Origin of the sequence: Halopseudomonas sp. (genome assembly GCF_047631575.1) — a bacterium.
Lineage (GTDB): Bacteria > Pseudomonadota > Gammaproteobacteria > Pseudomonadales > Pseudomonadaceae > Halopseudomonas.
The window spans coordinates 53100-66051 of sequence record NZ_JBLIAB010000006.1 but is presented as its reverse complement, the minus strand read 5'-3'; the positions used below and the strand labels follow the sequence as shown (position 1 = coordinate 66051).

General features: G+C 58.2%; 15 protein-coding genes. 5 read left to right on the top strand and 10 right to left on the bottom strand.

Annotation, left to right across the window (positions count from 1 at the left end):
• Window positions 1-4 precede the first annotated feature (4 nt).
• From trmB to ACJAXR_RS11985, 4 genes are all read right to left on the bottom strand, one after another.
• Window positions 5-745: a tRNA (guanosine(46)-N7)-methyltransferase TrmB gene (gene trmB, locus ACJAXR_RS12000; RefSeq protein ID WP_415058511.1), complete on the bottom strand. Its 741-nt coding sequence runs from the start codon at window positions 743-745 to the stop codon at window positions 5-7.
• A gap of 66 nt (window positions 746-811) precedes the next feature.
• On the bottom strand, window positions 812-1603 hold the full coding sequence (locus tag ACJAXR_RS11995) for a thiazole synthase (protein ID WP_415058510.1): 792 nt from the start codon (window positions 1601-1603) through the stop codon (window positions 812-814).
• 34 nt (window positions 1604-1637) lie between these two features.
• Window positions 1638-1838, bottom strand: coding sequence for a sulfur carrier protein ThiS (gene thiS, locus ACJAXR_RS11990; RefSeq protein ID WP_415058509.1), 201 nt, complete (start codon window positions 1836-1838; stop codon window positions 1638-1640).
• Window positions 1839-1919: 81 nt separating this feature from the next.
• The gene (locus ACJAXR_RS11985) at window positions 1920-2294 is read right to left on the bottom strand and encodes a DUF423 domain-containing protein (protein ID WP_415058508.1); all 375 of its coding nucleotides are present in this window, start codon (window positions 2292-2294) and stop codon (window positions 1920-1922) included.
• A gap of 51 nt (window positions 2295-2345) precedes the next feature.
• On the opposite strand from ACJAXR_RS11985, the gene mtgA reads away from it, so the two are divergent.
• Window positions 2346-3101 carry a monofunctional biosynthetic peptidoglycan transglycosylase gene (mtgA, locus tag ACJAXR_RS11980; RefSeq protein ID WP_415058507.1) on the top strand — a complete coding sequence of 252 codons (756 nt, stop codon included), beginning with the start codon at window positions 2346-2348 and terminating at the stop codon, window positions 3099-3101.
• A gap of 15 nt (window positions 3102-3116) precedes the next feature.
• On the opposite strand, the gene ACJAXR_RS11975 is transcribed toward mtgA, so the two are convergent.
• The 5 genes from ACJAXR_RS11975 to ftsY all read right to left on the bottom strand — a co-directional run bounded on the left by ACJAXR_RS11975 (window position 3117) and on the right by ftsY (window position 7625).
• Window positions 3117-3719, bottom strand: coding sequence for a hypothetical protein (locus tag ACJAXR_RS11975; RefSeq protein ID WP_415058506.1), 603 nt, complete (start codon window positions 3717-3719; stop codon window positions 3117-3119).
• A 92-nt stretch (window positions 3720-3811) separates the two neighbouring features.
• Entirely contained in the window at window positions 3812-4678 is an 867-nt protein-coding gene (rpoH, locus tag ACJAXR_RS11970; RefSeq protein ID WP_415058505.1) for an RNA polymerase sigma factor RpoH, read from the bottom strand.
• Between the two features lie 95 nt (window positions 4679-4773).
• Window positions 4774-5775, bottom strand: a complete 1002-nt coding sequence (gene ftsX, locus ACJAXR_RS11965; RefSeq protein WP_415058504.1) for a permease-like cell division protein FtsX — start codon at window positions 5773-5775, stop codon at window positions 4774-4776.
• Window positions 5776-5777: 2 nt separating this feature from the next.
• On the bottom strand, window positions 5778-6440 hold the full coding sequence (gene ftsE, locus ACJAXR_RS11960) for a cell division ATP-binding protein FtsE (protein ID WP_415058503.1): 663 nt from the start codon (window positions 6438-6440) through the stop codon (window positions 5778-5780).
• A gap of 3 nt (window positions 6441-6443) precedes the next feature.
• On the bottom strand, window positions 6444-7625 hold the full coding sequence (gene ftsY / locus ACJAXR_RS11955) for a signal recognition particle-docking protein FtsY (RefSeq protein WP_415058502.1): 1182 nt from the start codon (window positions 7623-7625) through the stop codon (window positions 6444-6446).
• A 109-nt stretch (window positions 7626-7734) separates the two neighbouring features.
• Between ftsY and ACJAXR_RS11950 the strand changes: the two genes are divergently transcribed.
• From ACJAXR_RS11950 to ACJAXR_RS11935, 4 genes are read left to right on the top strand one after another with little or no spacing between them, the layout of a single operon-like run.
• Entirely contained in the window at window positions 7735-9111 is a 1377-nt protein-coding gene (locus ACJAXR_RS11950) for a M16 family metallopeptidase (protein ID WP_415058501.1), read from the top strand.
• The gene (locus ACJAXR_RS11945; RefSeq protein WP_415058500.1) at window positions 9111-10673 is read left to right on the top strand and encodes a M16 family metallopeptidase; all 1563 of its coding nucleotides are present in this window, start codon (window positions 9111-9113) and stop codon (window positions 10671-10673) included. The genes ACJAXR_RS11950 and ACJAXR_RS11945 overlap by 1 nt, the downstream gene beginning before the upstream one ends.
• Window positions 10670-11245, top strand: coding sequence for a 16S rRNA (guanine(966)-N(2))-methyltransferase RsmD (rsmD, locus tag ACJAXR_RS11940; RefSeq protein WP_415058499.1), 576 nt, complete (start codon window positions 10670-10672; stop codon window positions 11243-11245). The genes ACJAXR_RS11945 and rsmD overlap by 4 nt, the downstream gene beginning before the upstream one ends.
• Window positions 11242-12240, top strand: coding sequence for a hydrolase (locus ACJAXR_RS11935; RefSeq protein WP_415058498.1), 999 nt, complete (start codon window positions 11242-11244; stop codon window positions 12238-12240). Before rsmD ends, ACJAXR_RS11935 begins: the two co-directional genes overlap by 4 nt.
• Here the strand turns inward: ACJAXR_RS11935 and ACJAXR_RS11930 are convergent.
• A complete protein-coding gene (locus tag ACJAXR_RS11930; protein ID WP_415058603.1) occupies window positions 12225-12878 on the bottom strand; it encodes a TetR/AcrR family transcriptional regulator in 654 nt (217 codons plus the stop codon). The genes ACJAXR_RS11935 and ACJAXR_RS11930 overlap by 16 nt on opposite strands.
• Between the last annotated feature and the right edge of the window lie 74 nt (window positions 12879-12952).

Here is a 12952-nt window from a genome sequence, read left to right as displayed (position 1 = left end):
CTATTTACTCCACCCGCTCAAACTTCAAATCCCAGACTCCATGCCCCAGCCGTTCACCGCGCCGCTCAAACTTGGTGATCGGTCGCTCTTCCGGCCGCGGCACATAGGTGTCGTCCAACGCCAGATTGCGGTATCCCGGTGCCACACTCATGATTTCCAGCATATGCTCGGCATAGGCTTCCCAGTCGGTGGCCATATGGAAAACGCCTCCAATCTTGAGTTTGCTGCGTAGTTGCTCGGCAAATGCCAACTGTACGATGCGGCGCTTGTTGTGCTTTTTCTTGTGCCAAGGGTCGGGAAAGAACAGCAGCAAACGGTCGAGGCTGCCGTCGGGGATACACTCATTCATTACTTCGATGGCGTCGCAGTCGAACACTCTCAAGTTGTCGATACCGGTCGTGAGTACGCCATTAAGCAGTGAGCCCACCCCTGGGCGGTGCACCTCAACGCCAATGAAATCATGCTCTGGTGCAGCCTGGGCCATTTCCAGCAGGGACTGGCCCATGCCAAAACCAATTTCCAGAGTCCGTGGCGCTTCGCGACCAAAGAGCGCATCCAGGTTCAGCAGGCTGTTTTCCAGATTCAGACCAAAACGCGGCCAACCCAGGTCGATTCCGCGTTTCTGTGCGTCGGTCATGCGCCCAGCGCGCATCACAAAACTGCGGATGGCGCGGCGGGGATGGCCTGCTTCGGCAGTCCCGTCAGGCAGAGTGGCGGTGTCGGGCAGGTCGTGGTTGTCGGTCATGTCAGGCTCGGTTATCGGCAATGGCGGATCGCGCTTGAGTTCGGAACAAGTCAGTGACGGCACTGTTCAGAAAAAGGTGCCGGCCAGCGGCGAAGAGGCGCTAGCGTAGAGCTTGCGTTCCATCCGTCCGGCGAGGAAGGCGCCTCGACCGGCAAGGACGGCATGCTTCATGGCATCGGCCATCAGCACCGGCTTGCGCGCATGGGCAATGGCGGTATTCATCAGGACCCCTGCGCACCCCAGTTCCATGGCAATCGCTGCATCGGAAGCAGTCCCTACCCCGGCATCAACCAACACCGGTACAGTGGCCTCCTCGAGAATGATGCGCAGGTTATAGGGGTTGCAGATACCCAGGCCCGAACCAATCAAACCCGCCAGAGGCATGACGGCCACGCAGCCCATCTCGGCCAATTGTCTGGCGATGATCGGGTCGTCGCTGGTATAGACCATGACGTCGAAGCCGTCCTTGACCAGTATTTCAGCGGCCTTGATGGTTTCGATCACATTGGGAAACAGGGTTTTCTGATCGGCCAGCACTTCCAGCTTGACCAGATTGCGGCCGTCCAACAGCTCCCGGGCCAAACGGCAAGTACGCACGGCGTCTTCTGCGGTATAGCAACCCGCGGTATTGGGCAGGATGGTGTAGCGATCAGGCGGGATTATATCCAGCAGGTTGGGCTCGTCTGGATTCTGCCCGATGTTGCTGCGGCGGATGGCGACAGTGACGATCTCCGCACCCGAGGCCTCAATGGCCGCGCGGGTCTCGTCCATATCCCGGTACTTACCGGTGCCTACCAACAGCCGCGAGCCGTATTGCACGCCGGCAATGGTAAAAGCGTCCTGATTCAGATCTGTCATGATTGCTCCGCAGGGCAGGTTAGTTGCCGCCAGTTTAGCCGCCGCCAATGGCGTGGACGATTTCGACCCGGTCGCCGTCAGCCAGAAAGGTACCGGCATGTTGGCTGCGCGGTACGATTTCCAGGTTCAATTCAATTGCCAGGCGCTTGCCGCTCAGACCCAGATGCTCGATCAGGTCGGTCAGCGTCATGGCGCGGTCGAGTGAACAGGCTTCACCATTGAGTTGAATCTGCATGGGCTTCTCGCTGGCTTTGGTAGGATCTCAAAGACGCTATTGTAACGCGATCAGGTCAGGGCTGACCATGATCTGCGGCCATCACAGCTGCCGCCAGACGCCTAACCCCAGGCACAACCAACCCAGCAGAAAGGTCACGCCGCCAAAGGGTGTAATGATGCCCAGTTTGTCGATACCCGTCAGGGCCAAGGCGTACAGACTACCGGAAAATAACAGCATACCGAGCACAAACAGCCCTCCGGAAAAACGAAACAATGTACTCTCCGGCCAGCGCAACAATAGCAAGGCGATACCGATGAGTGCCATGGTATGCACAAGCTGATATTGCACCCCGGTCTGAAACGCGCTCAGCAGGTTGTCTGGTAGCCGATCGCGCAGGCCGTGGGCAGCAAATGCGCCCAGGGCCACACCGGTGAAGCCGCTGAAAGACGCCAGCAAAAGCAATAGTTTGGCCATGCCTGATTACTCCGTTCTATACTGCGGGCCAACGCTGGGAAGGACCCGTCAATGTTCAAGACAGTATTGCTCAAGGTCACCAAGTGGCTGCTGATTCTCATGCTGATCAGCCTGCTGCCGGTCATCCTGCTGCGCTGGGTGCCCTCTCCCGGCTCGGCACTCATGGTTGAGCGCTGGCTCGAACACCGTGGCGATAACACTGCCTATCGGATCAGCCGGCAATGGGTACCCTACCAGAGCATACCCGACAGTATGAAGATTGCGGTGATTGCCGCCGAGGATCAGCAATTTGCCGAGCATTTTGGCTTTGACCTCGCGGCGATCAAGGCAGCAGTCGAACACAACAGTCGCGGCGGCAGCGTACGGGGGGCTAGCACTATTAGCCAGCAGGTAGCCAAAAACCAGTTTCTCTGGTCCGGACGAAGCTGGCCGCGCAAGGGCCTGGAGGTCTGGTTCACCCTCTGGGTCGAGGTGTTTTGGCCCAAGCAGCGCATTCTGGAAGTCTATCTGAATATCGCAGAATGGGATCGCGGGGTATTTGGCGTGGAGGCTGCTGCGCAGAACCATTTCGGTGTGGGCGCCAGTTATCTGTCCGACCGACAGGCCAGCCTGCTGGCGGCGGTGCTGCCCAACCCCCGGGAATGGAGCGCAGCCGACCCACCCGCCCATGTGCAGCGCCGCGCCCGGTGGATCCAGCAGCAATCACGCCAGCTTGGCGGCAGCCATTACCTGCGCGAGATGCAGAAAGGTCAACCCCTACCCGAATGGCTTACACTGCGATATTGGCGCAACCGCCTAGATATCTAACAGATCGCAACCGCTTTAACGGCCATCCTGCAAACCAAACATGATCGAGTGAGCCTGATCGCCACTGACCGCAACAACTGCACCGACCCTGCCGTACACCCAGGCCTGGTTACCTGCGCTCACATCCATTCGCATGTCGGGTTCACCCAGGGTAGCAATAATCCGCTTAACCGCGACTGGCTCGGAGGGAATCAGACTGATACGTTCAACTGACTCACCCGCCAATGCCGCACCAACTGACGGAGATACCGATTGATCGCGCATGCCTGCTGTCCAGTCCTGGGCTTGAACCAGACTCTCGGTACGCTGTGCATCCAGCTTGATCACCGCCTGCACACGCCAGTTGAGATCGTCACTTTGCATGCTGTAGCGACTGACCAACAACGGCTCGTCCTCGACGCTGATCATCCACAGACGACCGATGCCAAGAGGTGCATCGACGTCAGCCAGGTTCAATTCACCTTCGCGCAAAGGTCCCCAGATGCTTTGCTGATAACGCTCCTGCCACTGCATGGGTTCGGGTTCGCGTTGCTGCACAATCCAGGAGCCAAGCAAAAACAAACCGATTACTACCAGACTGAAAAGGGTCGCCATGCCAACGCGGGGTCGGATACTCATTCTTTGCTCCAGATAAATTGTGTTTAGGACCAGACACAACAAAGGCATCCATAGGGATGCCTTTGCGGTGGCCGATCAGCTGCAGAACCTGATCAGGCGGCTGTTTCGCTATCGAGGTTTTTTTTGAGCTTGTTCATAGCGTTCTTTTCCAACTGGCGGATACGTTCAGCCGACACTTGATACTTGGCAGCAAGCTCATGCAAGGTCGCTTTTTCTTCCGCCAGCCAGCGCTGATAAAGAATGTCGCGGCTACGATCGTCGAGCTGTTCCAGCCCGTTCTGCAGCTGGGCAACTGAACTGTCGGTCCAGTCTGAGCTTTCCAACTGGGTTGCCGGATCATAGCGCTTGTCTTCAAGGTAATGCACTGGCGCGTAGGCAATGGAATCGTCGTCATCATCCTGCGCACCATCGAAGCCGACGTCCTGACCATAAAGACGGCTTTCCATTTCGCGAACTTCACGGGTCACTACACCAAGGTCAGCCGCTACGGCGTTGACTTCGTCCTCGGAAAGCCAGGAAAGCTTCTTTTTCGCGCTGCGCAGGTTGAAAAAAAGCTTACGCTGGGCCTTGGTGGTCGCGACTTTGACAATGCGCCAGTTACGCAGAATAAACTCATGAATCTCCGCTCGAATCCAATGCACAGCGAAAGATACAAGACGCACACCCATTTCCGGATTGAAGCGCTTGACCGCCTTCATCAGGCCAACGTTGCCCTCCTGAACCAGATCTGACTGGTTCAGACCATAACCTGAATAGCTTCGCGCAATGTGCACGACGAAACGCAAATGTGACATGACCAGTTGCCGCGCCGCTTCCAGGTCTTCGTTGTAGAACAAACGATCAGCCAGCTCGCGCTCCTCTTCCACACTGAGAATCGGGATTCTGCCCACGGTCTGGATATAGGCTTCCAGGTTCGCACCGGGAACCAGATTGTGGATGGGCTGCAAGGCAGTGCTCATGTTTGGACTCCAAAAATTTGACACAGGAGTGTATCACTGCTTGGTAGGACTGTGAATGCTCGGCCAAGTTCAGCACAGCGACGATATGTCACGCCTTATTCCGGCTGAATGTCGGCTATGTGTCGTCCGACAGCCAGCCAGGCGCCGACAAGACCGAGCAGCATCGCGCCGGCAACCAGCGTCAGACCGTCGACCGACGGCATCCCAGCCAGCTCAAAATCACTCTGGTAAAGCGTCGCTACCTCTCGCACTGCGCTGTTCAGCCAGCCCATGCCAATGGTAAGCAAGACCCAGGCTAGCAAGCCCGCAAGCAAACCGTAGAGAACGCCGATATAGAGAAAAGGCCGACGCACGAAAGCATCAGTACCACCGACGAGCTTGATCACAACGATTTCATCGCGCCTGCTCTCAATGGCCAGCCGAATGGTATTGATCATCACCAGCAAGAGGGCGAGCACCAGCAATACTGCGAGACCACCGGTAAAACGCTCCAGCAAGGCAAGAATGCGAGTCAGACGCTCAATCCACAACAGGTCGATCTGCACCTGATCTACCCCCTCCAGCGCTGCCAAACGGTCGCGCAGGGGTTCAAGGGTCGAGGCGCCGCCTTCAATGCTGACGGGTGTAACAACTATCACTGCTGGCAAGGGGTTATAGGCCAGCTGATCCAACGCATCGCCCATGCCGGAATACTGCTTGAATTCGGCGAGCGCCAGTTCCGCATCCAGCAGCTGGGCGTCAGCGACCTGATCCAGAGCGATAACGCGTTCCAGCAGGCTGTCTGCCGCTTCGCCCTTCACGTCCTGCAGATACACCGATAATTGCGCCGCACGCTGCCAATCAACACCCAGCCGCTCAACCTGCCCAATCAGCACTGCCAACCCCATGGGCAAGGCCAGCACGATAGTCATGACCATGATCGTCATCGCGCTGCTCAACGGGTTGTGCCGCAAGCGATCAAAAGCCTGGCGCGCGCTGTCGCGGTGACTGCCAAACCAGCTGCGCAGCGAATGCTTCCAGCTATGACGGGAGCGGGCGGCGCCACTGGGTGCTCTTGCGCCGCGCTTGGCCGATGTTTTCTGCTTGTCGTCAGCCATGCCTATTCCCCGTCCCGAAGCAGCCGACCCTGATCCAGAGTCAGCATGCGATGATCCAGCGTGGCAATCAGTGGCAAGTCGTGACTGGCGATAATGACGGTAACGCCTACCCGGTTGAAGTCTTCGAACAGGCTCATGATTTCTGCCGACAGGGCTGGGTCAAGGTTGCCAGTCGGCTCGTCTGCCAGGAGCAGTGCTGGTTTGTGCACCACCGCGCGAGCGACGCCGACCCGTTGCTGTTCGCCACCGGACAGCGCAATGGGATACAGATTTTCCTTGCTCAGCAAGCCCACCTTGTCCAGGGCTGCACGCACCCGTCGGCCGACTTCGGCGGACGGAGTACCATTGATGATCAGCGGCAGCGCGACATTGTCGAATACCGTGCGATCAAACAGCAGTTGATGGTTCTGAAAAACAACGCCGACCTGCCGGCGCAGATGGGGAATATCATCACCACTGAGCTCCCGCAGATTTTGGCCACCCACATGAACCTGGCCGGAGCTCGGGCGTTCCATGCACATGATCAGCTTGAGCAGGGTACTTTTGCCCGCGCCAGAGTGGCCGGTGATAAAGACCATCTCGCCGACCTTGATATGAAAGCTCAGGTTATCCAGACCCATGTGGCCATTAGAGTAACGCTTGCTGACTTGCTCGAAACGAATCATGGTCTACTCTCGCCCAAACAGCGCCTTGACGAACTCGGGCGCAGTGAAGGGTCGTAAATCATCGATCTGTTCACCGACACCGATAAAACGAATGGGTAACTTGAACTGTTTGGCCAGCGCGAAAATCACCCCGCCCTTGGCCGTGCCGTCCAGCTTGGTCAGCACCAGCCCGTTCAGGCCGACCGCCTGGTCAAACAACTTGGTCTGGGAAATAGCGTTTTGACCCGTTCCCGCATCAAGTACCAACAGAATCTCGTGGGGGGCATCCGAATCGAGCTTGGCCATCACCCGCTTGACCTTCTTCAGCTCGTCCATCAGATTGTCTTTGTTGTGCAGCCGCCCGGCTGTATCGGCGATCAACACGTCTACACCGCGGGACTTTGCCGCCTGCAGCGCATCAAACACGACCGAAGCCGAGTCAGCCCCGGTGTGCTGTGCCACCACCTGAATATGGTTACGCTCGCCCCAGACTTGCAACTGTTCTACCGCGGCAGCACGAAACGTATCTCCGGCCGCCAGCATCACGCTGCGACCTTCGTTTTGGAGGCGCTTGGCAAGCTTACCGATGGTAGTGGTCTTGCCCACACCGTTTACGCCCACGACCAGTATCACGAAGGGCTTTTTCTCGGCAGGAATCACCATGGGCTTGGCCACGTCGCTGAGCAGGGTTTCCAACTCATCCTGCAACGCCCGATATAGCGCTTTGCGATTGGACAGCTGCCGACGCTGCACGCGTTGCTGCAGCGACTCCATAATCAGTGTGGCAGCCTCGATACCGACATCGGCCATCAGCAGTCGGGTTTCCAGCTCTTCGAGGAGCTCGTCGTCGATATCTTTCTCGCCAAGGAACATGTTGGCCATGCCCTCGCCCAGATTGACGCTGGTCTTCGACAGACCCACTTTCATCCGCGCAAGGAAGCCGCCAGCTGGCGCCTCGAGCTCCCGCGGGGCGGACTGCGGGAGCGCTTCAGCCTGGCCCAGGCCAGAGAACAAGGACTGCGCAGCCTCGCGCGCCGCCTGGTCACTGTCCTGCGCGGTTGCCGGTGGCAGGTTAACTGTGTCAGTTTCGGGGTCTTCATTCTTGCGCTTGCCCCAGCCGAACAGCCCCTTTTTCTCTGGCTTGTTCTTGTCTTGCTGATCCTGGGGTATCGCGGGCTTTTCTGGCTTGTCTCTGGAACCGAACATTGACTGTCACTATCTAGAATCGGGCAGCGGGTGTTTGACCGCCGCATTGAAGGTTAGGTTATCCTACCCCACTTCCGCCACAGGCGGTATTTTCCTACAGGATGCTTGCATGCTACGGCTGAAAACCGCTTTTTCTGCTCTACTCCTGGCCTTGGTGGGCCTTCCCGCCATGGCTCAGGAGCCAAGCCAGGCCACCCATGAGTTTCATCTGGACAATGGCTTGAAGGTAATAGTTCGTGAAGACCATCGTGCCCCAGTGGTGGTGTCACAGTTATGGTACCGCGTTGGCAGCAGTAACGAGCCGCCCGGGCAGACCGGCATTTCCCATGCGCTGGAACATATGATGTTCAAGGGCAGCGAAAATCTCGGTCCAGGTGAGGCTTCCAAGCTGCTGGGCAGCCTCGGCGCACAGGAAAACGCCTTCACCAGCCGTGATTATACTGCCTACTATCAGGTGCTCAGCCGCGAACAGCTGGCCATAGCCCTGGAGATGGAAGCCGAACGCATGCACAGTGCGCGACTGCCCGAAGATGAATTTCTCCGCGAGATCGAAGTCATCAAGGAGGAGCGCCGGCTGCGCGTGGACGATAACCCCAACAGTCTGGCCTACGAACGCTTCCTCACCCAGGCGCATATGGCAAGTTCTTATGGCCAGCCTGTGATCGGTTGGATGCATGATATCGAGCGGCTGACCATTGACGATCTGCGTGCCTGGTATCGCACCTGGTACCAGCCGGGCAATGCGATTCTAGTGATCGTTGGCGATGTATCTCTGGAAGAAGTAAGACCCATGGTCGACAGCTATTTCGGGCCGATTCCGGCCGGCGAATTGCCGCCGCAGAAGGCACCCCTGGAACTGCCTGGCGGGGCCGAGCGCAACGTCACCATCGAAGTGGATGTGCAACTGCCAAGCCTGATCTTGAGCTTCAATGTGCCCAGTTTGAGCACTGCCACTGAAGCTTGGGAAGTACACGCCCTGAGGTTGCTTGAAGGTGTACTGAATGCCGGATACAGCTCGCGTCTGCCCAGCCGTCTGGAACGGGGCAGCGGCGTAGCTACTTCAGCATCTGCCAGCTATAGCGCCTTCAGCCGTGGCGATACCTTGTTCACTCTTAGCGGTCTGCCCAACCAGTCACGCGATGTCACACTCGCCGAGCTTGAAGCAGCACTGTGGGAGCAGATCGATCTGCTCAAGAACGCGCCGCCCGACTCCGCCGAACTGACACGGATAAAGACCCAGCTGGTTGCCGAAGATGTTTACGCCCGCGACAGCATCACCCATCAGGCCAATCAGATTGGTCAATTTGAGAGCGTGGGGCTGTCCTGGACACTGCTCGATCAGGACGCCGCTGCGCTTGAAGCTGTCACGCCGGAACAGGTCAGTGCTGTTGCCCGTCGTTATCTAGTGCCCCAGCGCTTGACTCGCGGACAGATTGTGCCAACGCCCGAATCCGCACCAAACACAGCCATTGAAGGAGCCAACTGATGGCAGCCAGAACCATACCTATAGCGCGCTGGGTGATCGCGGGCATCTTCCTGGTGATCGTCCTTGGCCTGCTGTTGAGCAAGTCGATCGGCGTGAAGGACGAACCGGCGCAGGCAACAGTGCCAGAGATGGATACCACGCAAGCCGAGACGGCGGCCAAGGAGACTATCGAATCTGTGGTGCAGACCGATCAGCTGCCAGCGCTCGAATCGCTGCAACGGGTAGATCTGGAGAAAGCGCCAGCGCGCCGCAGCCTGGATCTGCAACACTGGACTACGGATGAAGGTTCACGGGTATATTTCATGCAGGCCCCCGAGCTGCCAATGCTTGATCTGCAGCTGATGTTTGCCGGCGGAGCCAGCCGTGACGGTGATCAGCCTGGTGTGGCACTGGTGACCAATGGCATGCTCAACGAGGGAATCAAGGGCATGGATGCCGGCGCGATTGCCGCCGGCTTTGAAAAGCTTGGCGCGCAATACAGCAATAGTTCCCACCGGGACATGGCATTGACGAACTTGCGTACCCTGACTGCCAGTGACAAGTTACAGCCCGCCCTGGATCTGTTTACGCGCGTGGTCAGCCAGCCGACCTTTCCTGAAGAGTCATTCGAGCGCTTGCGCAACCAGTTGCTGGCCAGCCTGCAAATGCGTCTGCAAAGCCCATCGGCCTTGGGTAGCGAGGCCTTCTGGACCGCGCTTTATCCTGACCATCCCTACGGCAGTCTGCCTTCAGGGCAACCGGAGAGTCTCGCCCTGCTTACACCCGCCGCGCTCAAGGCCTTCCATCGCGAGTACTACACTGCAGGCAATGCGGTGATTGCATTGGTCGGCAACGTGGACCGGCAAGAGGCCGAGCGGATCGCCAGCCGACTCTCCCGCGCACTTCCCCCGGGCCCTGCTGTCGCCTCTGTGGTCGAGCCGGCACCCCTCCAACCCAAGCGTGAACATCTGCTGTTCGACTCCCAGCAAACTCACATACTCATAGGTCAGCTCGGTATAAGCCGGCATGATCCTGACTACGCTGCCCTGTACGTCGGCAATCAGATCTTAGGTGGATCGGGCTTTGGCTCCCGATTGATGGAGCAGATACGTGAGCAGCGCGGATTATCCTATTCGGTAAACAGCTCAGTGATTCCGATGCAGGCATCTGGTCCGTTCCAGATCAGCATGCAGACCCGTAGTGATCAAGTCGCTCTGGCGCTGGAAGTAATTGATTCGACCTTGACCGAATTCGTGCGCGACGGACCCACTGAAACAGAGCTGGTGCGCAGCAAGCGGCAGATCATGGGCGAGTTCCCTCTGTCTACGGCAAGTAACGGCGCTATCGTTGGCCAATTGGGCGCCATCGGCTTCTACAACTTACCGCTGAACCAGATGCAGCTGTTTCTCGATCAGGTGGAAAAGCTCAGCGTTGCCGATGTGCAGGCTGCTTTTCAGCGACATATAAAGCCCGACCAGCTGGTCATCGTTACCATTGGCCCAGCGTTGGCCCCTGAGCAAGCAGAGGGCGTGATTGCACCCGCAGACGCACCCGTACCTCAAGCGCCGGAGCCTGAAGCGTGAAGCCGGTTGCGGGCCAACAGAGCCAACTGCGCATCATCGCCGGCACCTGGCGCAGTCGGCGCTTTGGCTTCAGCGAACAACCAGGCCTACGGCCAACGCCCGACCGGGTTCGCGAAACCCTGTTCAACTGGCTCAGCGGCCATGTTGAAGGTGCTCGCTGTGTTGATCCGTTCGCCGGCAGCGGTGCCTTGACGCTTGAAGCCCTTTCCCGCGGTGCCGCCTGGACTCTGGCCTGCGACACTAGCCGGGAAGTGGTCAATACCCTGCGCGGCCATCTACAGACCCTGGGTTGCGATCGGGCCGAGGTACGCCAGCAGGATGCCCTGACATTGCTGGCTACAGCGCCCGCCGCGCCCTTCGATCTTGCCTTCCTCGATCCACCTTTTCGCCAGGACCTGCTCGCACCGGCCTGCGCTGCATTGGAGAATAATGGCTGGCTGAGTGCGGATGCGCTGATCTACACCGAAAGCGAGTGCCGACCCAGCGAGCTGGCATCCCCGGCGAATTGGTCGCTGCATCGAGAAAAACGGGCCGGGCAGGTCTGGTATTGCCTCTGGCAACGCAACGCATGAGGCTATTCCGCCCGGCCAAATGGCTACCTGGCGGGCACCTACCCACCCTGTATGGTCCTTTATGTCGATCTGCACCCGCGTTGCAACGACGACGGGAGCGACTGATCCTCAAGGACGGTGATTTTATCGACCTCGACTGGTATGGTCCCGCAGAATCCAGCCAGCCATGTGTAATTTTGCTGCATGGCCTGACCGGCAGCTCCAGCTCACTGTACATTCTCGGCCAGCAAAAGGCCTTGGCTGACAGAGGCTGGCAGAGCGTGGCGGTGAATTGGCGCGGCTGCTCCGGGGAACCGAATCATGTGCCCCGCGGTTACCACTCAGGCGCCAGCGACGATCTCGCCGAGGTGGTCACGCATGTGCATACGGTCGCCGCAGGGCGTCCGCTGGCTGCCGCAGGCTATTCACTGGGGGGTAACGTGCTGCTCAAGTACCTGGGCGAACGTGCCTCCGACTCGCTGCTGCAGGCAGCGGTGGCCGTGTCTGTACCCTTTCGGCTCGACCAGTGCGCTGACCGGCTGCAGGTGGGATTTTCACGGGTGTATCAAACACGTTTCCTGCGCGACATGCTGGCGTATGTTGCCAACAAGCGACGGCTGTTCGCCCATCAGGGTTGGGACGTCGAGTATGCCAGCCTGGCGGCGCTTGGCTCACTGGAAGGCATGGATTCGTTCTGGGATTTTGATGCGCGGGTCACCGCACCCTTGCACGGCTATGCCAGCGCCGAAGACTACTACCGACGCTGCAGCAGTCGCTTCTTTCTTGGCACTATTGCGGTACCTACTCTAATTATTCAGGCGCTCAACGATCCGTTCGTCTATCCACATAGCCTGCCCGAGCAGGCCGAACTGTCGCCCTGCACCCATTTTGAACTGCACGCGGGCGGCGGCCATGTAGGCTTCGTTGAGGGTTCACCGGGCAGACCCCGCTTCTATCTCGAACGACGTCTACCAGAATGGTTCGCAGCCCAATTCGCGGATCAGAGCGGCACATAATAATCATCGAGCATCGCCTCTACCGCTTCGCGGGATGTTTCGGTCAGCAATCCGCGCTCCTGCGCCAGCACCTGGTAAACTCCTCGGCGCAGCAGTTCCGGAGTCAACTGTGGCTGCTCGGCATCAAGCATGGTGGTATACAGATAACCTACCCAACCTGTCATCAGCAGCCAGCTGTTGATCGCCATTGCCTGGGGCTCGGTGCGTTGTCGACACAGAATATCGGCGTCCACCAACCCCTGGTAGATCGCCTGCCCACTCTGCACACAACGCTGCGAAAACAGCCGGTAACGCTGTGCTAGATCTGGGTCACTATTGAGCAGGTGTTCCAGATCCCGATGCAAAAATCGATATTCCCAGAGTCCTCTGAAGATTGATTCCAGATAATGCGCCTTATCTGTAATTTCCAGCGGCCGACCCTCCGGCACGCTCAAGTAAGCATTGACCTGTTGTTCATAACCGGTGAAAAGCTCGGCAATAATTTGCTGCTTGTTACGGAAATGGTAGTACAGATTACCCGGCGACATCCCCATATGCACCGCAATATGGTTGGTCGTAACCGAGCGCTCACCCAGCTCGTTGAACAGCTGAAGGCTTGTCTTGAGTATGCGGTCGCGGGTTTTCATGCCTTTTTCCAATCGTCGGGATGGCGTGTGTGCGCTCGCCACCGGAGCAGCTGCATTGACAGCTTAGAGCAATTGCTCTAAATATA

Coding starts and splice junctions, on each gene's coding strand:
- trmB (WP_415058511.1), bottom strand. CDS start 745: ATGACCGACAACCACGACCTGCCCGACACCGCCACTCTGCCTGACGGG.
- ACJAXR_RS11995 (WP_415058510.1), bottom strand. CDS start 1,603: ATGACAGATCTGAATCAGGACGCTTTTACCATTGCCGGCGTGCAATAC.
- thiS (WP_415058509.1), bottom strand. CDS start 1,838: ATGCAGATTCAACTCAATGGTGAAGCCTGTTCACTCGACCGCGCCATG.
- ACJAXR_RS11985 (WP_415058508.1), bottom strand. CDS start 2,294: ATGGCCAAACTATTGCTTTTGCTGGCGTCTTTCAGCGGCTTCACCGGT.
- mtgA (WP_415058507.1), top strand. CDS start 2,346: ATGTTCAAGACAGTATTGCTCAAGGTCACCAAGTGGCTGCTGATTCTC.
- ACJAXR_RS11975 (WP_415058506.1), bottom strand. CDS start 3,719: ATGAGTATCCGACCCCGCGTTGGCATGGCGACCCTTTTCAGTCTGGTA.
- rpoH (WP_415058505.1), bottom strand. CDS start 4,678: ATGAGCACTGCCTTGCAGCCCATCCACAATCTGGTTCCCGGTGCGAAC.
- ftsX (WP_415058504.1), bottom strand. CDS start 5,775: ATGGCTGACGACAAGCAGAAAACATCGGCCAAGCGCGGCGCAAGAGCA.
- ftsE (WP_415058503.1), bottom strand. CDS start 6,440: ATGATTCGTTTCGAGCAAGTCAGCAAGCGTTACTCTAATGGCCACATG.
- ftsY (WP_415058502.1), bottom strand. CDS start 7,625: ATGTTCGGTTCCAGAGACAAGCCAGAAAAGCCCGCGATACCCCAGGAT.
- ACJAXR_RS11950 (WP_415058501.1), top strand. CDS start 7,735: ATGCTACGGCTGAAAACCGCTTTTTCTGCTCTACTCCTGGCCTTGGTG.
- ACJAXR_RS11945 (WP_415058500.1), top strand. CDS start 9,111: ATGGCAGCCAGAACCATACCTATAGCGCGCTGGGTGATCGCGGGCATC.
- ACJAXR_RS11935 (WP_415058498.1), top strand. CDS start 11,242: ATGAGGCTATTCCGCCCGGCCAAATGGCTACCTGGCGGGCACCTACCC.